The organism is Marinobacter sp. S6332 (genome assembly GCF_023016045.1).
GTDB lineage: Bacteria > Pseudomonadota > Gammaproteobacteria > Pseudomonadales > Oleiphilaceae > Marinobacter.
Genome location: NZ_JALKAP010000017.1, coordinates 1 through 23,493 on the forward strand (window position 1 = coordinate 1; position 23,493 = coordinate 23,493).

18 protein-coding genes are annotated in these 23,493 nt (G+C 50.8%); 2 read left to right on the forward strand and 16 right to left on the reverse strand.

The window, feature by feature from the left end:
- Nucleotides 1–29: 29 nt before the first annotated feature.
- The 4 genes from MWU62_RS17835 to MWU62_RS17850 form a co-directional block, all read right to left on the reverse strand.
- On the reverse strand, nt 30–299 hold the full coding sequence (locus MWU62_RS17835) for a hypothetical protein (RefSeq protein WP_247115376.1): 270 nt from the start codon (nt 297–299) through the stop codon (nt 30–32).
- A complete protein-coding gene (locus tag MWU62_RS17840) occupies nt 289–1,872 on the reverse strand; it encodes an IS66 family transposase (protein ID WP_247115488.1) in 1,584 nt (527 codons plus the stop codon). The genes MWU62_RS17835 and MWU62_RS17840 overlap by 11 nt, the downstream gene beginning before the upstream one ends.
- A gap of 97 nt (nt 1,873–1,969) precedes the next feature.
- Complete coding sequence (gene tnpB / locus MWU62_RS17845; RefSeq protein WP_247115377.1) at nt 1,970–2,314, reverse strand: IS66 family insertion sequence element accessory protein TnpB; 345 nt, start codon at nt 2,312–2,314, stop codon at nt 1,970–1,972.
- Nucleotides 2,311–2,595, reverse strand: coding sequence for an IS66 family insertion sequence element accessory protein TnpB (locus MWU62_RS17850; protein ID WP_247115378.1), 285 nt, complete (start codon nt 2,593–2,595; stop codon nt 2,311–2,313). The genes tnpB and MWU62_RS17850 overlap by 4 nt, the downstream gene beginning before the upstream one ends.
- Nucleotides 2,596–2,668: 73 nt before the next feature.
- Between MWU62_RS17850 and MWU62_RS17855 the strand changes: the two genes are divergently transcribed.
- Nucleotides 2,669–2,881: a hypothetical protein gene (locus MWU62_RS17855; protein ID WP_247116139.1), complete on the forward strand. Its 213-nt coding sequence runs from the start codon at nt 2,669–2,671 to the stop codon at nt 2,879–2,881.
- A gap of 319 nt (nt 2,882–3,200) precedes the next feature.
- Here the strand turns inward: MWU62_RS17855 and MWU62_RS17860 are convergent, their stop codons facing one another.
- The gene (locus MWU62_RS17860; RefSeq protein WP_247116140.1) at nt 3,201–3,461 is read right to left on the reverse strand and encodes a hypothetical protein; all 261 of its coding nucleotides are present in this window, start codon (nt 3,459–3,461) and stop codon (nt 3,201–3,203) included.
- A 216-nt stretch (nt 3,462–3,677) separates the two neighbouring features.
- On the opposite strand from MWU62_RS17860, the gene MWU62_RS17865 reads away from it, so the two are divergent.
- Nucleotides 3,678–3,878 (forward strand): hypothetical protein, encoded by a 201-nt coding sequence (locus MWU62_RS17865; protein ID WP_247116141.1) that lies wholly within the window; start codon nt 3,678–3,680, stop codon nt 3,876–3,878.
- A 549-nt stretch (nt 3,879–4,427) separates the two neighbouring features.
- Here the strand turns inward: MWU62_RS17865 and MWU62_RS17870 are convergent.
- The 11 genes from MWU62_RS17870 to brxC form a co-directional block, all read right to left on the reverse strand.
- On the reverse strand, nt 4,428–5,141 hold the full coding sequence (locus MWU62_RS17870) for a hypothetical protein (RefSeq protein WP_247116142.1): 714 nt from the start codon (nt 5,139–5,141) through the stop codon (nt 4,428–4,430).
- Nucleotides 5,142–5,154: 13 nt separating this feature from the next.
- Nucleotides 5,155–7,221 (reverse strand): BREX system Lon protease-like protein BrxL, encoded by a 2,067-nt coding sequence (gene brxL / locus MWU62_RS17875; RefSeq protein ID WP_247116143.1) that lies wholly within the window; start codon nt 7,219–7,221, stop codon nt 5,155–5,157.
- A gap of 25 nt (nt 7,222–7,246) precedes the next feature.
- Nucleotides 7,247–7,753, reverse strand: a complete 507-nt coding sequence (locus MWU62_RS17880; RefSeq protein WP_247116144.1) for a hypothetical protein — start codon at nt 7,751–7,753, stop codon at nt 7,247–7,249.
- On the reverse strand, nt 7,753–8,913 hold the full coding sequence (locus MWU62_RS17885; RefSeq protein ID WP_247116145.1) for an ankyrin repeat domain-containing protein: 1,161 nt from the start codon (nt 8,911–8,913) through the stop codon (nt 7,753–7,755). The genes MWU62_RS17880 and MWU62_RS17885 overlap by 1 nt, the downstream gene beginning before the upstream one ends.
- A 12-nt stretch (nt 8,914–8,925) precedes the next feature.
- On the reverse strand, nt 8,926–11,427 hold the full coding sequence (gene pglZ, locus MWU62_RS17890) for a BREX-1 system phosphatase PglZ type A (protein ID WP_247116146.1): 2,502 nt from the start codon (nt 11,425–11,427) through the stop codon (nt 8,926–8,928).
- A gap of 8 nt (nt 11,428–11,435) precedes the next feature.
- Complete coding sequence (locus MWU62_RS17895) at nt 11,436–12,389, reverse strand: hypothetical protein (protein WP_247116147.1); 954 nt, start codon at nt 12,387–12,389, stop codon at nt 11,436–11,438.
- A gap of 1 nt (nt 12,390) precedes the next feature.
- Nucleotides 12,391–13,527: a DUF3696 domain-containing protein gene (locus MWU62_RS17900; protein ID WP_247116148.1), complete on the reverse strand. Its 1,137-nt coding sequence runs from the start codon at nt 13,525–13,527 to the stop codon at nt 12,391–12,393.
- Nucleotides 13,511–14,632, reverse strand: coding sequence for a DUF262 domain-containing protein (locus MWU62_RS17905; protein WP_247116149.1), 1,122 nt, complete (start codon nt 14,630–14,632; stop codon nt 13,511–13,513). Before MWU62_RS17905 ends, MWU62_RS17900 begins: the two co-directional genes overlap by 17 nt.
- Before the next feature lie 3 nt (nt 14,633–14,635).
- The gene (pglX, locus tag MWU62_RS17910) at nt 14,636–18,109 is read right to left on the reverse strand and encodes a BREX-1 system adenine-specific DNA-methyltransferase PglX (RefSeq protein ID WP_247116150.1); all 3,474 of its coding nucleotides are present in this window, start codon (nt 18,107–18,109) and stop codon (nt 14,636–14,638) included.
- A gap of 92 nt (nt 18,110–18,201) precedes the next feature.
- Nucleotides 18,202–19,875: an ATP-binding protein gene (locus tag MWU62_RS17915; RefSeq protein WP_247116151.1), complete on the reverse strand. Its 1,674-nt coding sequence runs from the start codon at nt 19,873–19,875 to the stop codon at nt 18,202–18,204.
- A gap of 39 nt (nt 19,876–19,914) precedes the next feature.
- Nucleotides 19,915–23,484 (reverse strand): BREX system P-loop protein BrxC, encoded by a 3,570-nt coding sequence (gene brxC / locus MWU62_RS17920; RefSeq protein ID WP_247116152.1) that lies wholly within the window; start codon nt 23,482–23,484, stop codon nt 19,915–19,917.
- Nucleotides 23,485–23,493: the final 9 nt, after the last annotated feature.

A 23,493-nucleotide genomic window follows, 5' to 3' on the forward strand; every position in this document is an offset into this window, starting at 1 on the left:
GTAAGCGTTCATTCCGCGACGTAGTTGACTTACTTCACATCTCGAAGCGGTCGTAATAAGCCCGGTGAGATCTTGTATTGCCGGGCACCATCGTCACCTAACACGATCACACTCTTGCGGTTGATCTTGGTAACTATCCCCAGCACCGGACCCTCCCGACCTTCGAAGGTCACTTTCAGACCAACCCGCAGTTGACTCAGAGCCTGCAGGTTTTCCCGATCTTGCAACTCATCGATGCGCCGGCAGATGTATTTGTTCAGTTCCAGCAGTTGATCAATGCTCATGTCGTCAATGCGCATGGACGGTGGCCTCCGGCTGTGGGCTCTGTCGATCTGGGTGGCGTCGGTCGATCAGCGAGCGTAACGGTTGGTTTGCGAACCGGATTTTCCAGAGTCGCGGTGTCAGATCCACTACGTCGCGGGCCGGATGTTGGCTGATACGTTGCAGTACATCCACCAGATAAGTGTACGGGTTCAAGCCGTGCAGTTTGCAGGTGGCGATCAGACTCTGGATGATGCCAAGGTGCTCCGCACCCAGTTCGGTCCAGCAGAACATCCAGTTTTTCTTACCCATTGGAATGGGCCGCAAGGCCCGCTCCAGGTGGTTGGTGTCCGGCTGCACATCCGGATCTTCCAGGAACACGGTCAGACTGGTTTCCCGGCTGAGCACGTAGTTCAGGGCTTTGGTCAGTGGATCACTGGGCAGCAGGCCGCCGTGTTCCAGTTGATCCCGGCACCATTGGAAGAAGTCACTGACCACCGGTTTCGAGTGGTTCAGCCGGTACTGGCGTTTCTTCTCGCCAGCCAAGCTTTGGGTTTTGATAGCTTCTTCGTTCTGGTACAGCTTCGCAATCTGTTGCAGAGCCTCCGTCGCTTTCTCAGGATGCTCCTTCTGCGCCTCAATAAAGTAACGGCGACTGTGCACCCAGCATTGGGCGTGGGTGATGTTTTGTTGTGTGGCGGCATAGCGGGCATAAGCCGCGTAACCGTCACTGATCAGGGTGCCGCTGAACTGATCGTTCAGAACCTGTTCGATATGGGCGCGCCCTCGGCTGTTCGAGTAGGTGAACACCACTTCGTCGGCATCGCCGTACAGTGGCCAGAACCAGCCAGACTTCATTTTGCCTTTTTGCGGGCCCGCCCGGCCCTGGTGGCCAGCCTTGATGGGTGTTTCGTCCATCGCCAGCACTCGGCTTCTCAGAACGTTGTCGGTCTGGGCATCCACAATGGGGCGCAACAGGTCAATAGCGCGCTTGACCAGGTTGGTCAGGGTGCTTCGACTGACGGTGACACCGGCCTGCTGGATGCGCTGGTGTTGGCGATACAACGGCAGATGGAACTGGAACTTGTCTACCAGCAAACCCGCCAACAGGCTGACGTCGGCCAAGCTGTTATCCAATACATTGAACGGAGCCGGTGTGGTGATGGGCTTCTCGCTGCCCTTGCGCCGGAACACCGGGCGTTCGATTTTCAGCACCACATAGCTGGACGCCCACTGGGCCAGTCGGTAGGTGGTTTTGGTGCCAAGGATGTCGTACTGATCGGCCTGCGGGCCAGTCAGCTCCGGGGGCAGGTGTTCAATCACTTCCACAGGCACATCGGCGGTAAAGCGCAGACCGGTGTCATTCAGGCAATCGTCGTCTCGCTGTTTTTGACCGGTACCACGTTGATAGGCTTTGATGGTGCGCTTTTCTTCATCGGCAGGCTTCTCCGGTGCAGGTGCGTCTTCGGGCTGGAACAAATCATCTTGGCCCGGCAGGTCATAGACCTGCTTCTCGGATTTGGGGCCGAACAGCTGTTTTTTGAACCAGTCCAACTGACGGGCCAGCTGTCGAATCGCGTCTGCCTGAGCATCCAGCTGCGCCCGCAACATGGCGTTCTCTTCGGCCAGAGCCGAGGAGGAAGATGTGTTGGAATGGAGAGCGGAAGCCGTTGAATTCATGACCGATATTATACCGGAAGCTCGCGTTTTATACCCCTCTAAAACGCTTGAACTGACGGTATTTTTGCACTTCAATACCGTCAATCAGTAGCTGTAAATCCGTCAGGGTCAGGGCCCGTTGGCCAGAGGACGAGGGGCGCACCCGGAACTGCCCTTGCTCCAGGCGCTTGGCCCACAAACAGTACCCGGTAGGCGTGAAGTACAGCATTTTCATCTGGGTCTTGCGGCGATTGACGAAAACAAAATACTGGCCGCTGAGCGGGTTCTGCTTCAACTGATTCCGCACTAACGCACTCAGGCCCCGGAAGGATTTGCGCATGTCGGTGGGTTCCGTGCACAGCCAGATCCGGGCCTGGCTATCCAGACCGATCATCCGTTCTGGCTCAGCCGCAACTCCACGCCGTTGCCCAGACTCAACACAATATTCCAGCCCGGCCCAGCGGAAGCGCCCATCAATGAGGACACATCCAGAAAGCCGGCATTGTCAGAGTGGGACGTCTCGCTCTCCGGCTCAACTGACAGGCGCTTGCGCCAGTTGCAGAAACTGGCATAGCCAATGGCCTCTCGCTGACAAAACTGTGGTGCTGATAAACCACTGTCACGCTGCTGATCAAGCAGGGCCTGCCACTGCTCGGGAGTGCGGTGTTTTCTCATGGGGGTAACCTCGTGTTGATGAGTGAGAGGTTACTGTAGGGCGGAATTCAGCGGGGTGGCAGGGTGTCCTGGAATGAACGCTTACATTGCGGGTAAGAGCCTGTCGATTGGTGCAGATGTACTTGTGCGTGCAGCTCTGTCCGAGGAGTTCTCCGGCGCGTCTGGCCGATATTTTGACAACGACGAGGGCAGCTTTGGGTCGCCCCACCCGGACGCTGTGGATACGAAGAATTGCCAGGCTGTCGTGAATGCAATCGAAGAGGTAATTGCATTTCATCAAGCATAAAGGCTCCAGGGTGACAACACCACCTTGCCAGAGCAATAACTTTAGAATCAGCCGTTCTCGGTCCAGATATCTATTGCCAGCTTTTAACCGAAAGCTGACGGAAGGAGGCAGGGCGCCAATGTTCGCTTTTGTTTAAGAGCGACAGCCACGACTGGTGTGTTACGTCACCATAACGTGGCCGAGCAGGCCAAAATATTGTGTCAAGAATGCTCACTACACCGATCACTCCCGCACCTTAGGGAAGACCCTGATATAAGCCCACTGACGATCCAATCTGCGTAATATGAATGCTCCGTTGCTCAGGCTGACTAATTTATGTTTATGTACCGCCCGTCCGAACAAGAAAACGCAGCACTGGCCAAAATGGCACCAGGAAAGAGCCCAGTAGAATTGACCCGGGTTCCGGATTCCTTGAAAAATCGACAAGATCGAAAACCATCAGCATAACTCCGGCACCCAGTATTAGATTCATCGGTAATCCATATTGATTCAGCCAGCCCCAAAAAAATGTTGTGACAAACATCATCAACAGCGCACCGAGCATTCTGTTCAGTGTCTCGTCGTCAATAAATTCTTTCATAGTCCACCCCTGCAAACGCTTAGCATTTGCCGTTAGCTTACGATAAAACCTCAAGGCAGCAACTCCAGCTTTTTGCTTGCAGCGCCGAACTTTCAATGTATGTTGATCTCAAATTCCGGCCAGCTGACGGTGCCGAAAAACATCAGCAGCGCGTCATGGAAACCTCCATCCAGGGGCGCGCAACCAATTCAATCGTTGATAAGCAAAGGCAAATTTATGAGCCAAATTTATATGAGTGCACAGCGGGTTGTTGAGGCGGCTGAACAGTATGAGCAGTTCTATGAGGTGGAGTTAGCGATAACGATTCGCACAGACGATGGGCGAAAATCTGAGCTAATCAGACTGCGATCAGAAACACCCGCACTGACCGATGAGAAATTCAAAGAATCCAAACCCTCCGATCACGTCGAGTTTTGACCAAAAATGATGCTTTCTGATGTTGTCGCAATCTGCAGTGAGACAGAACCGCTGACTCGGTTGGCAGAACGCATCCTGCTGGAGCGTTTTCCTAACCGCATACACCATCACGCAGCAAGATCGCCCAACAAACATTGGCGCCATCCAATGATTTACGTCCCGGTGAGCTCGTTCCAACAAGCAGCTGAGCTCTCCCACCAGGGCGGATTACTAATATGGCTAGGAGCGTCCACGCGTCGTCCTGCGCCGGGACTGAATCCGATCGTGGCAATTAGTGGCGTTAATTCAGTTTCCGTGTGTGAGCGCGCAATGCAAATCGCAGGAAATCACCTGTTAACGGTCGACCAGATGGACTCGTTATTCGTGGCGTTTCTGCCGGGACTTAAGCGGCGGCCTGAGAGTTAACCGAGTCTGCGGCTACACGCGGCACTTCGGTGTCATCCTCTAACCCTGGACTCTTATTCAGCCGCACGAATGCGACTAGAAATACATTTGGCCAGCTACAGGCCCTGAATTGCGGGTCAAGCTTCACAATCAATGGCCTTTTCGTCAAAACGTCAAATTGAGCTGGCTCGATATAATTTTCCACTGTTCCTTTATTAGCTTGTGCTCTTCAGTCGCAATAACAGCATTTCTGAGGACGTTTAGTGGATACCATTTACCATTTTTTTCCTGGTAAAAAACGCGCTCATAAATATTACCCGTATGCGATTTCCTCCAAGGTTCAAAGTGCATCGAAAGAAGCGTAAAAGCATAATTCAGACTATCTACCTCTTGATCAGTAACGCCCTCAGGCAATATGAGAGTGCTAATGCTAAGGCCTTGGGGCTCCATCCCCTCAAGCTCCAACCAAACACCACCCTCAGCAGGTTTTCCCAAGGCCAGTTCACGCTTGGACGCATTGCCCACAACAATTTCAACGAAGCGTGTTTGGGGGCCAACACCGTACCTTGAAAACCTTTTGTCTGAAGAAATCTTATTTATATCAATGGCTTTTAGATGAGCTAACAAGTCAGTCTTGATCTGCTTTTCATCCTTTACGGTCATTGCGACTGCGAGCTTTGTCCCAGCATCCATAATTTTATATGAGGATTTTTGCCCCAGACGCTCTAAAAACTTGCGGTCAGCAACACTGGACTTTGCCACCACGATCTCAGCAAATGCTCCGTCGGATATGGGAATCCCACCACCATATAAAAACTCCCACTGCCCATCGACTCTCTTTGCAGGTATTCTGATCCGATCCTCGGAATACTTACTCATATACAATCTGACCCTATATCGAGTGCTTGATAAACGTCGCTTCAAACGTCTTACAAGACCGGTATTGCTGCAATCGGTTGGTGAACGCAAATGCGTCGTTCATCTCGTACTGCTGAAAAATATCTAACCCGCGGTCCAAAGAAATCTTCCAGCCAGTATCAGTAATAATATGGCGGGCATGAATGGTTCCTGTTTCATCAAACTCCCAAGTAAATTTGATTCCTACCGCGCTGGCAGATTGCTGGATTTTCTCAAAGCTCTCATCCTGCAGCTCTCCCTTGAACTCGTCGCGAGTGGTAATAAGATGAACCGCCGGCTCGTCTTCGTCCGCCTTACCTTTTACGATCACCTCCAAAAATTCCATAAAATTACGAATTTGATAAAACAAGCGAATATAGGGATCGGTAACGGTAATCTGGCCGGCGCCTTTTAAGTACGGCCCAAAAAGTGACGCGTAAGAAACACCCTTCCGATTCTCCTGGAAGGTGATGTGCTTCTCTTCCAGTACGGGCTCTTGCGTTTTTCCTGCAGACGCTGAGGTGCTGGCATTGTCATCCGTTACTACATGATCAGTTCCGTCAATATCGTCATCCCCACTGATCGTTTTATGATAGTAGGCCGGGTACTCTTCTTCTTCCAACGTCGTGACCTGATGGTCCGCCCCAGCAGCATCTTTGTACGAAAAGTTAACTGCTGCATAGGTTGAGTCCACGCGCATCAATTGATCTTTTACGCGCTTGCGGCCTTCCATTGAGACGCGCAATATTTCCTCAACCTCCTCCTCAGTCTCCCCACCATGCGGGAACAGGATCTTCATCAGGCCAGAAAAGGTTTTATTGATACCGTCCCGGTCTCGGGTCGAAATATCTGACGAAAGCGTGAAGCGATCCTGATAGCGGTCAGAAAAATCATAGCTACGCAGTGAGCGAAGCACCTCCGCAAGGTAATCCACAACAAAACCGAAACCCGTTGAGAACATATCGTTACGGAGGTTGTCCATCTCCCAACCAGGCAAAAAGCAGTGAAGTCTATCCAGAATGGCCTGGCCGTCGCTGTTTCTATAGGTTTCAGGCAAATCCATGAACAGATGCTCGTGCTTGAGCATGTACGGAACATTGTGAGAGGTGTTACCAATGAAGACCATGGACGCCTCTGCACCCTGCGGGCCAGTACCGCGGTTGAAGGACTTGTTGGCCATGTAATTTTTTAACGTATCGATGAGTTTTATATCCGGCTTCTTGCCACTGCCGGCAAACTCATCCATCGCAACCACATCCCAATAACCAACCAGTCCAATTTTGCCTGTGGTGTTATTGATGAACAGTTTTGGGAGGGTAGCTTCACCCCCGGAAACCAGAGTTCCATGAGGTGAAAACTCAGAGTACACGTGAGATTTACCCGTTCCTTTTGGCCCTAACTCAATCAAGTTGTAGTTTCGTTCGCAGAAAGGAATAAGGCGTACCAATTGAATCAGCTTGCTACGGCGACCGAACGCTTCGGGGTTCAACCCAATACTCTGCATCAGCACATCAATCCACTCACTGGTAGTGAACTGCCTGCGCCCTTCCAGGTAAGCGTCGTAATCAAGACTCGACAGCTGGATCGGCTTTAAGGATAGAAGAACCCAAGGGGTGGATTGGCCATCCTCGCTGAAATCGTACTCAATATCACAGATGCACCAAACACCACCCACTAAAAGCTTCGGGTGCTTCTTGATGGTGCCCGAATCAACCAGTACCTTTTTGATGCCAAGGTTTTCGAACTCAGCCTCATACACATCTCGGCTGTCATTTAGCGATACAGTCACCTTATCGATAACCTTGTAGCGGCCCTTCTCTTTGATATTGGAGCGAATCAGGCCAGCCTCATTGCGATGCACATAGTGCTTAGCCAAAATTTCCTTAACCGTGCTGATCCCGGTTTCAATCGTTGCCTCGTCATCAGTGGCACAATATTGCCCCAACAAGTATTCCAACACGTACGAGGGAACAATGGCGTTGCCTTTCACCGCCTTCACCAAATCTTTGCGAACAACTACGCCGGGAAAATGTTGGTTAATTTTGGCATCCAGTGAGCTCACAATATTTCCTCTAAAATTTCATTGTTTATAGCGGCAGGCCAACGAGCCAACCAAGCACCGAGAAGGGGCTTAACGGATTAACCGCCTCATCCAAAAGAGTGTCGCCTACCGCTTGCTCCAGAGCCGCATTCTCAATGCCGGAATCCATTACCATATCGCTATCAAAACTACTCGCAACCTCAGAGGTCACCACAAAATCCACCTCTGGATACTCTGCAATCGAAGAATTTATGTAGCTGGCACTGTCTGTGGCTTTGAGCTGCAATTCCACTACCACATCACCATCCTCAAAAATGGCGATATCGGTTACTGGGTGATTCGTTGCCTCAAACATCTGAGCTTCCACGCCTTGTGTGGCTAGCAGGTCGACATACTCCTGCTCGAACAGAATTCCTTTGATATGGCTGGCATGGCCAGCAGCAGACTCTGCATCGATCGTCGAAAAATAATCGAGAATCTCGGTGTTCGATGCTGTTTCAAACTCAAGATAACCACGACGGACAGCATCGAACACTTCTAACTCTGTGATCATTACTCAAGCGCTCCATGCTTTGCCAATAGTGATTCAACTTCTGCATATCGCGACAAACTTGCTAACTTCCGTGCTCGAAACCCCTTCGAATTTTTGAGGTTCAAGTCAGCTCCAGCAGCAACTAGCACCTTTACCGTCTCGAAGTAGCCATCACCGGCGGCTAGAAGCAAGGGGGTATAATGGCTGCTCACTTGATGGTTTATCGCTGCGCCTTTTTCAATCAGAAGCTCGCAGAGCTCGGAGTCTCCATATCGCGCCGCTTGTAATAATGGTGACCAATCATCTTGGTTGGGAGCATTCACCGCCGCACCATGATTCACCAAAAGACGAGCTACGTTATAGTGATGGCAACTTAGAGCAACAGACAGTGCCGGATTGCCCTTCCCTGTTCTGCAGTTAGCATCCGCACCATGCTCCAATAGCAGCTCCACAATGGCCAGGTCACCCCGCCGAATGGCCAAAATCAACAATGAATCCCCACAGCCATCCACAATATTCACATGGGTGCCGTCATCAACCAGCTTTCTTACTAGATCGAGGTAACCGTGTTCATAAGCTGAGAGCAGCGCAGCTTCGCTGTATTTCCGACCGAAGTGCGCGCCCTGCTCGCTAAGGAGATTTACAATGTCTGTCCGGTTTTTAAAGAAGGCACCCGTGAGTGCATTCCAACCATCATTATTGCAAATATGAATATCCGCGCCGTTATCAATCAAAAAATCTACGATCTTTCGATAGCCCTTAATGGCAGCCCAAATCAAGGGCGTCCAACCTCGACCATTGCGGATGTTCACCTCAGCACCACAATCAATCATCTTCTGGGCAAGATCGTAATATTCGTATTCCAACGCGAGCAGCATCGCGCTGTTGGATTCTTCACAACGAAAATTGGGATTAGCGCCTTTCTCCAATAACGCAGAAGCGATATCCAAATACCCTAACCGTATGCTCTGGCGTAGTGGCTCACTGTGATTAGCATTCGCATTGAACCGCCCGTCACTCAACAGTGCCCAAGCGATTTTTTTGAAGCCTGAGTCCAAGGCGAGCCTAAACCCGGCATCACTCATTTCCTCCGGGCTAACAGCCCCATCTTCAGGGCTTGCCAGTATTGACTCAACCTTGGCCAGGTCGCCCACTTCAATGGCAGCGCACAACTCACTCATCTATCCGCTCCATCAAAAATCAAAATCGCTGGTAAAGGACCGCCGCATCGTATACCTGAGCGACTTGTATTCCTTGTAATGGGAGGTGCCGGCATGCTGCTCGTCAAGTCGTAAGAACACTTCCTGACCATTCGCTTCATCCGCCTTTCGAGACAGCAAAAAGCGCACCTGCAGCTCACGTTCACGAGGGTTCTCTGAGGTCAAATCAAACACCAGCTCGTGGCTGTCGGAAATCAGCTCGCCGGCCTCGGTGTAGATACCAGCACGTAGCAAGCGCGGTTGAATTTTTTCCGTTACCGGTCCGGACTGATACAAGGTGACCGCAAGTTGGCCGGAAGTAATCACCGAGCTGGCTCCGCGCAGGATATCCACCTCAACAGCGCTGACATCGCTCTGGCGCTTCTTGTTCACCTTTAACACCGGTATCACCACTTCCTGTAACGAAGCACCGCCATGCACAAAGCGACTGCCAGAACCCTTCAAGCGCAACCGGTTGATGGATTTTGGGACCTGCACTTCCATATCCCCATCCAGACCAAGCTGCTCAGACGAGAAGTGGTGGAACGCGGGAGACGGCGCCAGGCCCTTGCCCAATACGAAACGCCGGTCGCGGTAAAGAACATTTTCACCGTTGACGGGCACACTGAGAAAATCGCTCTCGTCCAGCTCTCGGTTCTGGTAAATAAAGCCATGATCGGCGGTCACCAGCAGGTTGTTTGCATTGGCCGCCGTCAGCTTTTTGATCAGGCGAATCAGGTCGTCCAGGGTCTGTTCTGCCGCCTCGAAGGCTTGCCCTTCTGAGTGCATTTTGTCGCCAGTGTGGTCAATGCGATTGTGATAGATGTACAGCACATCGTTGCCTTTCAACACTTCCCGGCTATCGTCACGGTTGAGCTGCATAAACTCTTCAGCTCGGATCGCCTGGCCACGCCCTTCCAGAGCTGCCTGCAAAATCTTGGTACGATTGGTAGTGCCTTGGGAGCTTTGGCCATCCACCAGCGTTGTGCCGGTATCGTTATCCGAAATCGCCAGGGTTTTATTGGGAAGTAGAGCGGCCATACCGAGCTGGGTGTAACTGGGTAACATGGAGAGCGCAGGCTCAAGCTCGGCGCTGTACCGGTCTTCCTGGCGGATAAGGCTCAGCAGCTCGTCACCGATCTCGTAACGCATGGCGTCGGAAATAATCACACACACACGTTTGTCTTTACGCAGGAATGGGCGCACCCAGTGCTCAAAAAAAGTGTTTTGCGGAACCACTGGATATGCTTCCCAGCGGGCGCTCGAATCCACGTGTGTTTGGAATGCGTCCCCGAGCTTCAGCAAATAGCTGTTGGAGTACAGATTTTCTACCTGCTCACTCAACTCCCCCATCAATGATGGCTGGCCAGACACTCGTACATGGTAGGCAAACTTACGATAGAGCTGGTCAAGCTGAAACCAGGCGCGGCTGTACCGCTGCACTCCATCGGCCAGACTATCCATGGTGAGGTTCGCCTCGCCCAGCATCTGAATAAAGCGGGCGCCAAACTCGATGGCCTCATAGAGATGCCGGAATTCATCATACCAGTGGCCCTGGCGACGCTGGCGCACCCAAAGGGCCACATCACCACTGGTTACCGTGCGCCCAACCACAGCCCGCACCAAGTCACTGATAATTTTCTGGTCGATCAGGCGGAAATAATCCAATTCAATCAGGTTCCGGAAATCCCGCTTGCCCAAATCCTGCTCAATGCCAAGTACATCGGCACACTCGGCGGATAAGGCTTCGAACCCTGACTCGAACTGACGGCTGTCCTTCCAGCGCTTAAGAAACACCAGAGCATCGCCGGTCATTTTGAACTCGCCATCGGTACTCATGGCGTAGCAGGATTTAAATAATGCGATAACGAAATCCCGCAGGCTTGGCTCAGTAGATTCGTAGCCATAAAATCTCGTGAGCTGCTCCCAGAGAAAAGCATCCAAACCGCAGCGTTCAATCAGCCGCATACCCTCAGCTCTGTCGTCAGCCAACTGCTGAAGCAAGGTCTCCACCACCGAGTCCATACGGGGTTCGCTACCGGCACATACCGCCAGCATTTTCAGCCGCAACTGGCCGGCGGTATCGTCGGGTTTTAGCCACTTCTTTAGAACATCTTTGCGCTTCTCCGCTTGGAAGAATTCCGCATGAGCCTGTGCAATCTCGGCAAACTCCAGGCCCAACTCCAACTCAGACAGCCAGATAGCCACCTGATCGGTACGAAATTCACCGTGGGCCAACTGCACGTCCAGCAACCAGTTATCCAATTCCGGTGGCTGAGCCCCTTCTTTGTACAACAGGAACTTCTGGGTCGACGCATCGCGCAGAACACGGTATTTCAGCCCGTACTCATTGTTAGCGATTTCTAACTTCTCAACATCCGGAAGTGAAACCGCCTCAAAATCACTGCGCAGCTCCTGCTTGGCGTCGTACCAGAACACGATACGGTGCCGGTTGAATAGTTTAGTTAAGGCGTGAGCAATTCTCTGACTGGACATTGCTGTTCCTAATACTTCGTGATCTTGGGGCCAACATACAGAACATACAAAGGTGTCCCCGTCTTGATAGGCCAAGAAAAATGGATTCGTAGTTGGGGAGTTTGAACTTTTCCATGAAAAGGGGCGAAGAGTGATTCACCTTCGCCACCCGGGAGACGAAAAGTCATATCATTCTCAAAATCACTCTTTTCTCTATTCGAAGAATCCGAATACCAAGCATTCCCGCCAGTAAAATACTGCTGATAAATAATATGACCACGCTCTGTACGACCCTCACCCGTCAAATGAGCGGCCTTGAACTCAGAAAGAACCGCTAACAGATCAACTATACTGTTGGCCGCTGAAACGACAAACGGCGTGCCTTTCAGAGGTGAGAAAGCATCCTCGGAAAATGTCAGATTATCAAAGCGACTCAAGCAAGCCTGCTCCATCTGCCCCCAAGATTGCAACATAGGCGACGAATGGAGCAAAGCAGCTTCAAGGGTAGCTATTCCTGTATGATTGGTTAAAGTCACCGACCACTCACCCACATCATCCTTATACCATTCAACTTCCAAAGGGGTCGAAGTCCATTGAGATGGAGATAAACTGACGAGTTCTGCCTTTCTATTGGAAAACTGCAAATGGGCGCATTCTCCTATAGCAGTATCAGTAACTAACTCGCCTTGACATGCCAGATACTCCTCTCCCGAATGGTGTTGACTCTCCTCCCAATATGGGCCAGTTCGGTTAAACCACCCCATTAAAGCTCTGACCTTGTCTTTCTCAATGTACTGAATGGCTTGCGGTAGGGTTAGCTGGTGAGTAACCCGAGCCTGCTGGCAAGTACGGCGACAATAAAGTTCGCGACCATATCTTTTAGCCACCTGACGCATACCCATCAAGACATCTAAAGAAGTTACAAAACTTTGAACATCTGTAAATTGCCCATGCAAGGAGCATTCATTAAACAAAAGCTCCATCTCACTCACTCCAGCCTGCAAAGTGATTCATATCTTTGTCGAACTGATCAAAAAAGCCTTCCGGCCAAACATCTAAGTTTCCTGACGATTCCAGCTGCGGTGACACAACTTGGTCAAAACCCAACTTGGGAGCACGAAAGAAATGTAGACAAACCTGACTTGGCGCAAGAGTCTTATTGCGGACGGCGCGCCGAATTCCATTTAAAATGTGATCGCTATGGGTTTCAACAACAATCTGAGGGCCAGTGCTAGCAGCAATTGCGAGAAACCTACCCATCAAGGCTTGGCCTGCCGGATGCAAATGCACCTCTGGGTTCTCAATAATAATCAAGTCATCAGGCGCAGCAGAAAGGACAGCCACAATTATCGGTAAGACCTGGGTTAGGCCAAAGCCTACGTTAATAGGTCTGTGGTAGTCGGTTTCATCAGATGTCCGTATACCTAAAGTGACAGCATTCATGCGAGAAATGGGTGAGACGGCAATTCCACACCCTGGAAAAAATTCTCGCATCCATGCTTCGACCTGGCGCATTAAAGTAGGGGCAACAGAGCCAATAACCATTGCTTCATGAACCGGATTGTCTTCAAGACGATACAGGCGACTAATGGCGTGCTCCCCTTTGGGGCCGACCGCCTGAGTGGTGATCCTATCCTCCAACGGATAATAATCTCTCGGGCCAATTCTTTCGGCTGTGATGTAGGTAAGGAACTCTAAAGTCTTACATATACTCGGCGTGGCGCCAGCCTCAAACGGCAACAGCCGGTTTAGCATCCTCTCTGGGGAATCGCCTTCACCAGAGCCTGAAAGGCAATGAACATCCATCGACATTTCAGGTCTCTCACCGCTAAACCTCCAACGATAGGACGACTCATCATCAGTGATTACAAGCTCAAACCCATGTCTACCATGAATCTTGTTTACTACATCCTGAACCTTGCCCAGCTTTAATATATCGCCATTGAGAATCAAGCGTGAACCCCACTCGTTCTCCCGAATGGTCTGATGTAACAATACAAGCGCTTGGAATACCGAGGACTTACCAGACGCATTCGATCCTGAGAGCAAAGTAAGTTCTGAAAGCGGCAATCTCAGTATTTCAAAACATTTAAAATTTCTAAGTTCAATTTCTCGTATCACCCAGCACCTCCTTTAACATATCGTTGGCTAAGTTGAACCTTTTTTGTACACGCACTACTTGATTCGTACCGAGCGATATTGCCTCGTTGAAGGAGATATTCTTGAACAAATCGTAGGTCGCGGTTTGTAGCTCTTCCTTATGCGCCTCTACTAGGGTATCGGGATATAGACTAAGTCCAGTAGACATAACATCCCAAAGCGAAGCGTTTATCACGCTTCTACTGTCGTCTAAAGACTGGTGTTTTCTGAACGCGTGCTTCCCAAAGACTGAATAATTATTCCTCATACTCGTTTTAAAATTTCTGGATAGGGCTTCAAGATCAAATTCTGACATGCCATTCATTATTTCAAGTGCTCTGGCCAAGAAGTCATCCATATCCCCCTTATATTGATTTGGGCCAAGCAACTGAAAGGAACAAAACCGATTTATAAGCTCACGATCACGCATCGTCTTTCTGTTCAAGCTTTTTCCGGTCGCTTTAAGAAAGATAGAGGAGTTAGCCTCCCCCTTGAGGAATCGGCTAGCCTTACCCGAGAAAAGGCAATTACGCATCTGTTGCCTAGTGAGCGGAACACCACCATTTACTCGCTCGAAAATATCTAGTAAAGCTTGCGTTGGTACTTTGGCATCGATCACATAGAGGACAAGATTACAGTCTTCAACACGGTTTTGTAATTTTGGAGAGAGGTCACGAAAATACTTATTGTTAAGCTCTTCTTGGTGAGGCAATTTCAACCGGAGATCATTGTTAACAAAACGTTGGAACGTCGATAACCGTTGCAATCCATCCACAACAATCATTTGACCATTAGTATTTTCAGCAAGATAAAATACAGGTAGAGGAATACGAATCATCACTGACTCGATCAACTTACATTGCTTACTCTCTGGCCAAATAAAGTCACGCTGGAAATCTGGATCCATAATAAAGCTGCCCTTTTCGATACGACGTAGGACATCATGGACAGTTCTATTCTCATTGCGAATGAGTACCGTATCAATTGGATATTCGCCAAAGGAAAGATCCTCATCTTTAACAGGGTCAAGACCTTCAACATCATTATCGGCATAAGCTTGATCATTAGTGCTGTTAAAATTATTCATATTTCAATTTCCTTCACCCTTCGAGTCTATTCCGGCTATTTTTTTCAGAGCTGACCCAAATTTCGGGTAATTTACTTTCACACCATCGTCCAGATCGATTTCCACTTGCTTGGTAGCCAGCGGATAAAGCACGTCGCGCTCGTAGTCGTCCAGTTCAACAATGACCTTGCTGATTTTCTCGATGTCTTTCAGTGCTTTTGTTTTTTCCCCCGAAGATGCACTAGCGCTGATGCTGACTGCTTCCAGGTGATCCCGACGAGACGTCAGTTTGGTGCGGAACTCCCGCAGGTAATCGTTAAGCACCACGCTGACTGTATCTGGGCGGTAGCGGTGCATATAGATCAGCGCATTGAATGAGCCCTTGGGCGACGAGAACAGCCAGTAAATGGGGCGTTTTTTGTAGCGCCGCACATGGTCGTTGTAGAAGTCCTTGAGAAAATATTTGCGGATATCCTTGCCCAGCGCTTGCTCAACGAAACGGAGGTTTTCTTCGTAGTGCTCTTCGCCGAAGGTGATTCGGAGAAACTCGCGGAAGCGTTCGGAAATGTCATCGCTGAACCAGTCACCGTCGAGCATTGGTATGACGTTGTCTTCATCCGCCGGGAAGCTTGGTTCTGGGACCTGCTTTAGGTAATCCTCAATGGTTTCACCCTGATTGGCCAGGATCAGCCCCGGCTTTTCCAGCGCGTAGCGGCCGAACATACAACCCACGGAGTAGGACAGAAACTCAGCTATGGTGTCCGCACGTAGGCGGATTTCTCGGTCGGCGACCGAGGCTTTTCGGCCATAGCGATATGCTGGATTACAGGTGAGCGTGATCTCCTCCAGAGGCACTTCAGGCGTCAGCTCGTTTTGCAGGCCGTAAGCGTCAATAAAGACGCAGTTGTTCTCTTCCTCCAGCCGCTGCATTTCGTCCGTCATGCCCTGCCAATGGGCTCGCAGGTTGGTATAGGTGTGTTCCAGCGAGTCGGTACGGTGGTCGGGGGAGAGCAGCGGGAGCGTGGTGAAATCCCAAGAGGTTTCGTAGGCGTCCCAATCTGCAACGGATAACTTCAGCAAATCTTCGACAATGACTGCCGTCTGGATGTCGATGAGCGGTTGAGGAATTGCCAGAATGTCGCCGACGTTTACAGTAACTGTTGGGTTGAAAACTTCGATAGCCCTCTGGCTGACTTTCCCATTGAGCAGTCCAAGTGCTACTTTCGTTGAATGATCGCTAACGCCATTCGAAATGATAGTTGGTGCCAAGGAGGAAAACTCCTGACACTCGTCTTTCAGGCGAAAAGAATTTGTGCTCGAAGTAATCTTGGAGCAGGTTACGCCTTGTTTGTTCCAGTATTTTTTGTTGTGCAGTCCGCCATGTTCGGCATACTCGCTTCTTGCCTCATTGGACCAATTCACTACACGATCCCGATTTCCGTACCAGCGCCTAAATTCACCTCCATGGGCTAGCTCTTTCCACTTATGGTCACGATTATTATTTGGAACTTCCCAAGTAAACCGGAGATGCTTGTTATCATTATGTGTTTTCAGACGGCCGCCGGACTCAAACCTAGAGCTTAGGCGGTCTTCGCTTTGGAGATAAGATAGCATTTTCGGCGTGAGCCAATAGGCAATCGGGGCTCCATGTATTCTCAAAAAATCTGATTGGTTTGCAACGTGTCGGCCATAATCATGAGCAAGAAATAGTTCTTCAATTTCCTCTGGCCTCCTGACTTCAACATGTTTTTTAAAGAGGCGTCGGTAGACACCGGAGGCTTCGGAACGAGCATTCCATACGACAAAGGCAACTGATCCAAAGTCGGAACCGAAGATCCCGCGCCCCAAATGCAGCAGTGAAGATATCGAGCTACGGGTCAGCAATACCCTCCGCAGCTTCTCAAAGCTATTCAAGAAAAGCCACGAAGGCAGATTTATTATTCCCCAAGTACCGTGTACACGTGTAAGTTGACCAGCGCGCTCCATGAAGGCAGTCATCAAGTCCCATTTTGACACAGGGTAGTTAATGCTTAGCCATTTTTTCAGGATCGGATTCATTCCTGTCCCGCCCATATAAGGCGGGTTGGCCACTACCACATGGTATTTGGACGAGAGGACCTCGGCCATGCGCAACACTGTCAGCACACGCTCCTGAACTTCCTCCAACAGCAGATCTCCCGCAAAATCCCGCGCCTCGACCATCCGCAACGTATCTGCCGGATCGCACAGTTTGGGCACGATCAGCGAGCCGAAGTTCTTGGCCTGCTCGAACTGGTTCAGCGTCTCGCGCAAGTCCTTCGTGAACAAGTCATGCCCGATCATATCCATATATTCGTTGAGTTCACCTTCATCAAAGTGAACGTTTTCCAGCACGCAAATATTGGGTTGTACCGCATTGCGGAAAAAACGGCGCTGCTTAGCCCTCGCCTTCATAGTCAATGCAAATGCAGCCAGCTCCCCAGCACGCTCGTCGATCTCGATTCCGTAAAGGTTATGAGTCAGGATCATGACCGGAATGTCAGCGGGCTCGTAGCCTTCTTCCTCGTAAATGGCATAAAGCAAATCGAAAGCATAGGTCAGCATATGGCCGGAACCGCAGGCTGGATCGCAAATCTTGATTTCTTCCGGTTTGTTGATTCGCAGGAAATCGGCTTCCGATTGCTCGCTACCATCCGCCGCAGGCGTTGGCTTAATGTAATAATCCATCCGCTCAACCAGACCGGAATTTGGCCGGTTGAGCATCCAAAGGCGCCCTAGAGAGTTCTCCACCAGGTAGCGCACAATCCAGTGCGGGGTAAAAAGCTGAGTGGCGGCGGGGATATTCTCAGTGGAAATTTTTGTGTTCTTCTTCAGCCCTTCAAAGACCTGATCTTTCTTCTCAGAGATGTAAAACTGGTAGAGCCAACCGATCACCTCGACATCCTCACAGGCATCTGGCGTCATTGCTTCACGGGTGTAAGCAAGGATAGAGTTGTCCGAGAGCAAGTCGCCCGGCATCAATAGCTCGGTGTAGTCGTCGATGCGCTCAAACAAGAACGGCATGGCACTATGCCAGTAGTTACAGGCGGCAACCACCAGCAGGCGATAAGCTTCACCTTGTGGATCTTGGCTGGGCGTTTTCCCATCCAGCAAAGCAAAAACTCGCTGCCGGGTCGCCTCCGCTACCATTTCTTCATCAATTTGCCCCATCTTGGCGTCGGCCAGAATTTCAGGCTGAAACTGCCCATCTGCGGGTGAAACGATGCCAAGGCGGTTGTAGCGGTTCACGTCCATAAAGCGCAGAGCGCAGAATCGGTTGAACCAGATATAAGCCACCTGCTCGATGACTTGCGCCTTGCCCTGCTCGGCTACCGCATCTTCCAGTTTTTTAATAACTTGTGGGCGCTCCCGCCGGGCTGGGTTTTCTTCCGCCAGCACCAATTTAAGTTTGGCGGTGACCTGCTCGATCAGGCTGCGACGAGCAAACTGGGCGAATTTTTTGAGTTTTGCGGTTTCCATTAATGCGTACCTTGGTGCTGACTCACTATTATAGAAGGGCTTATTTGCGCTGGCGCATAAAAGAGCGCATATATATACGCCGAGCGCATAAATTAACGCGCGCGCTCGTAAATAGCTCCTTTGCGTTCACCAACCTGCTTAATTAGGTCTTTTTTCCGTAACTTTGCTAAAAGCTTGTATGCCTGGTCTGGGCTGATATGACAAAGTTCAATCACATCCGCTCGCTTTATGCTGCCGTGGGTGTCGATAAAGTTCAGCACCATTTGTTCTTGCTGAATGGGATCAAAACCCGCCTGACGCACATAAGCCGCTTTTTGGCCGGCGCCCTGATAAACCTTTGCGCTCAGCGTATAGGTGCGACCCTTGCCAGTGCTGTGGGCTTCCACCATGCCGGCTTCTACCAGCTTCTCCAACGTGCCCCGAACCACGGCTTCTGGCTTTTGCACGGACTTGGCCAAATCCGTTGTTCTTAATCGCCGCTCGTTACGCAGCCGGGACAGAATTATCAAACTGTCGATGGGCATGGCTGCGCCGGTTTGTTCCTCACGTTGCACAATCATGCGCAGAAATTCCGCGTCTGCATCTGCTGCACTCATTCGCACGGCGACGGTATAGGCGGATGACATGGAATAGTCTGGAGCGGTGCGTCCATAACGGAGCATGCCTTCAAAGATCCTGTCTATGCCCCGACCAGTGCGTTCGGCCAGGCCGATGCGTTTGATGATGTCCGCCAACAAGGGGTTGCGAGAGCGGGGGTCGGCTACCAGCAGGTTGTCCAAATTGACGCCTTCCACAAAGCCGCCGGGGTTGCTGATGCTCAGGCCATCGTCATCTAGTCGAACGTGCACTGCCCCCAGAGCGCTGTAATCGCGATGTACAAGAGCGTTTACAAAAGCCTCCCGGAACGCTCGCCGATCAAAGTTGGGGATGGGCACGCGAAACAAACCAATTTGGATCTCTTCTTCTTCCACCCGGGCCCGGAACAGCAGTTCGACCTCCTCAAAGGTCTCCAGCAATGGCTTGCGGTAAAACTCATTGACTAGCACATCGGTACCACGCAGAACTTGAAAAGCCGCCTCATGGGACGGCAAGTGTTGCCGCAGTTGCCTTTCATTGCCGAGCAAAAGCAAACCAGCCACTGTTGGATGACGCCTGCCGCTTATCGTCACAGTCAGCCCCAGAGCTCCATCCAGCTCTTCATCCGCCAGCGGCAGCAGGCTTTGATCACCGCCGTATTTCTTGATGGCATTGCGGATGCGAATGCGCTGAATTGGATCCAGGTCTTCAACCGCCAGGTTTTCCAGCGGCAACGCAGAAGGGTCGGTAACACCAATGCTGGATTGGCGCTGAACAAATTCGTGGGGATAGAACGGCACTGCCTCCGGGCTGCCGTCCATTTTAAGGCGGCGCCTCTGTAGCAAACCGTCTGAAGTGGACACCAGCTGTCGGGACTTGGGTACACGAATTCTGGCAATTACCTGCCCTTCCAGCTCGATGAGCTCAACACGCACAGCCATCGATGGAATGGTTTTGTTAGCAATCAACGCGGGCAGCCCGGTCACGTTTCGGTGGTTAACATGCAGGCCGGTGATCGAACAGTCATCCTCTACACCCAGGAACAAGTCGCCCCCTTCCGTGTTTGCAAGGGCCACGACTGCTGCGATCAGGTCCCGATCGGGCAGGCTTCTTTCGTCGCTCTTAAACTCGACGGTCAGATTTTCACCGCGGCGAATCAGCTCAAGAACATCCTGTTCTGTATCGTTCATAGCTACCCCTTAGATTTGCACACTCTGGATCTGCATGTTCTAAATCTGCACCTTTCGACCTTGCTGAATTTCTTGCAGTAAGGCTTCACGCAGGGACGCTAAGTAACGGTCTACATCGCTTTCATCGGCCAGCCAGGCTTTGTTGTAGGTAACGTGCAGGTTGCGCGAATGAACGTACTCGGCAGCCGGTTCCTTGATCTTGTGTGGCTTATCGCCACCCTCTGACTTAGGGGGTTGTTCCGGTTCTTGGGAAGGCGCGGTTTTTTGGTTGGACAGGTCTACCATTCTCGCTAAAACTTTCTGATAGCCCTCTTCTTCAAAAAAGCGCAGACGGTCGTTGATAACGGCGATAATCTGTTGCCCGCCAATGTGCTCGCTCAGATCCTGAAAAGGCTTATTCAGCTCTGCCCGACGAGGCTCTGGAAGCGCTTGGTATTCATCCATGCTCTGCATTCGTTCTTGCATGGTGCTCAGGGATGTGGACGCTCTGGAACGAGTTTGGCTAACCTTTTCATCAATGCGCTCTTTCAGGTTATCCAGCTGTCCTTTCAGCTGCTGGATGCGGCCGCCTTTGTAGCACTTCGGATCATTGAGAATTGAACGAATTTGCTCTATCTCATCTCCGGGCACATAGATAAAATTGGGTTCCTGTGTTTGCAGCAGTGACCGCGCCTGATTGTAGATGTCTTTCTGTGACCCACTCATAAATTTTCGAATGGGGTCGATGACGTCCTCTTTCAGGTCTAAGAGCTGGTCTTCTTGCTTGCCTAATTCAGTCAGGTGCCAAGTGTAAGGCTTGCCAGCAACATCTTTCAGCGATTCCAACGCAGGCTTTAAAGCACTGAGGAACGGGTACTGGCCAGCCTGGGCTGCCAGTGGGTTGAGCTGGTGGAACATTTCTTGAAAGGCCTCGCCAGCCTCTTTCCCTAATGCTTTGGCTTCACTGCTTGCAGGTGGGCTGTCAAAAAAGTCTTCATAAAAGGCTTTAAGGGCACGTACTTGGGACGCGGTAAACTCTATCTGTGGTTCCAGTACGAGGTTATTGTGCCCGTGGGTATTGCGAAACGCGCGTTCGAGTTCGGCGTCGTCCAGGATGTTACCGTCGAGACGAACCTCGACTTTTCCGCGTGCACACAGGTTCGCCAAGGTGCAGAGAATGGCGGCGTAGTACCAGCCATATGGCTTGCGCTCGAATTTTTCCAGCAGGCCTTTCAAGGTAGTGCGAACACCGCCACGATTGTTGCTCTGAATAAAGGCCAGCACTTCCTGTTCGGACTCCGCCAATGCGGTCGTATCATTACCAAACAAACCGTCTTCTGCCCGCTTCAAGCAGTTGCTTATATCGTTTTCCGAGTAGGAGACACCTCGTAGCATGCGGAGGTTGGGGTACGCACGGGCAATCAGCTCATGAAAACCCCGAATGATGCGAGTTTGAGGATCTTCGTTGGCTACTTCTACATCCGCACCACCGATCAGGAGTTTGGACTTGCTGAGGAGCGCCTGAACCTGCTGGCGTATCCGGGCTTCACGTTCACGATTCTGGAAGCCTTTATCGTTCAGAATCCGTTTAACAGACTCTTGTTGAGTCACCGAGATGTTTTGTTTGATGTATTTCTCTGTGCGCTTGAGCATTAACAGGTCACGCACCAAACGTTCATCAGAAGGCATCAGAACGAAGAGTTCATCGGCCTTATAAGTGGATGCGGTACGCAGCATTTGCTCGTTGTCGGTATGCTCGTGAAATGGGCTGACAACATTAATGCCCAGTTCGTATTCGCGCCCATGCAGCCGGTCATCCAGCTTGCGAGAATAGGCATAGTCCTGCCCTTGGTTCTGGGAGGGGCCTGCATCGTAGCGGATCTTACGCTGCTTGATGACGTAGTCGAAGATGATCTTCTCAAGTTCATCTGCTACGTCGGATGACTCGACTTCCACGTTCTTGATTTCCTGTTCGACGTCTTTCTCTTCGTCGGTCAGGTACTCATACTGGTCACCGTTGCGCTGTATGTAGGTTTGTTGCTCAAGCAGGCTCAGAGCCTCTTCAATTTTCTTCCGAAGCGCCGGCAGATCCTGATCGAAGGCGTCCAGCATCAGCACACAGAGGTTGCGAACCGTTGGCTTAAACTCTTTGACGTATTTCACCAGAAACAAAGCTTTCAGCAATCGAATCGCGAACGGTCCGTCCAGATGGTTTTCGGCCTGGATGATCGCACGCTGTATTTGCGACTTCAGTGCAGACCGGATGCCTTCGAACATCAGATCAAAAGTTGCTAACTGGCCTACCTGGTGATCGCCAATGTGGATGGCGACTTGCTGAAACACACCCAACATGGAGCGTTCACCAACGGAGCTGTGTTTGCCTTCAAACGCACTATGCTGCGACAAATTTTGAATTGCCGACTGAAAGAGTGCGAATTGATACGGAATAAACGGATAGCTGTTGACGAAGTGATCCCGATCGCGGAAGTTACGGTAAGTAGCTGAACCATCCGCAAAGTCGAAAAGGGTTTTGAAGTTATTGGATTGCGCATGATAGACGTCTGATAGCTGATTGACGCCCTCTTCTGTTTTAGTCAGCAAACGCTTCTGAATGACTTCGGCCACGTCTGCACTCGACAACTTCATGCGGTTGTTAAAACGCGCCTGAATTTTGGAGAAGTCGTTGCCCTGCTGCTTGCCCAGTTCACCGACGACGTTTTTCATTTCTTCCTGAGCCGTAACAACGATCCAAGCACGCCCCCGGCACTTGGTGGCCAGGCTCTCCGCAATGGTCTGCAAGTTGGTCATCAGCTTGATGTTGTCGGCGATATACTGACCTACCTCGTCCACGAAGAAGTTCAGCCGAAATTCTTTGTGCCCGCCCTCGGCCGCTTGCTTCTCGATATACTCGTTTACGTTATCCGCAAAATCTTCAATCGAGACCCGGTAATCGCTCCGGTATTTATCGAGGATACCCATTGCCGACTGTTGGTCGGCTCCGGTGACTGCAGCGTAGGCTTTGGCAATGTTTGGCCCTTCCAAAAGCGCTTGTTCACGGCCTTTCTGCCAGGATCGCCCAGCCACATTTTCATACTCGGCTTTGAATCGCTGGTACAAATCGCGGCTATCCAGATCACGTTCGAACTGGGCGATGTGGCCTTGTTTGCCATAGTAACCGCACATTTCATCAAAGACTTTGACGAACACGGCCAGCAACGCGTCGATTTGGGTTTTGCTAATGACATCGGCTTTCTGATCGATATTGAACAAAATACTCTTTGAGGGAATAGAGACAGCCCTCTTCAAGCCAGCCTGAAGAATCGTGTTTTCGGCGCACTTTGGAAGGAAGCGATCTAGGGTTGAAGCGCCATCCATCTCACGGTTTTCAAGCAACAGTGCCAGCATTTTAAGCAAATGCGACTTACCCGAGCCAAAGAAGCCGGAAACCCAAACACCGTTTGCACCTTCGTAGTTATTGTAAGCATCCAAAAAATCTTCAAGGCGCTTTTCAACTTCGTTCGTCAGAACGTATTCGTCAATTTCGAGGCGGAGACTGGCCTCATCGTCGGCTTTGATAACACCTTCGATCGGGCGGTCAACCGGTTTTAGAAAGATGTTCTTCAATGTCATTGTGCTTTC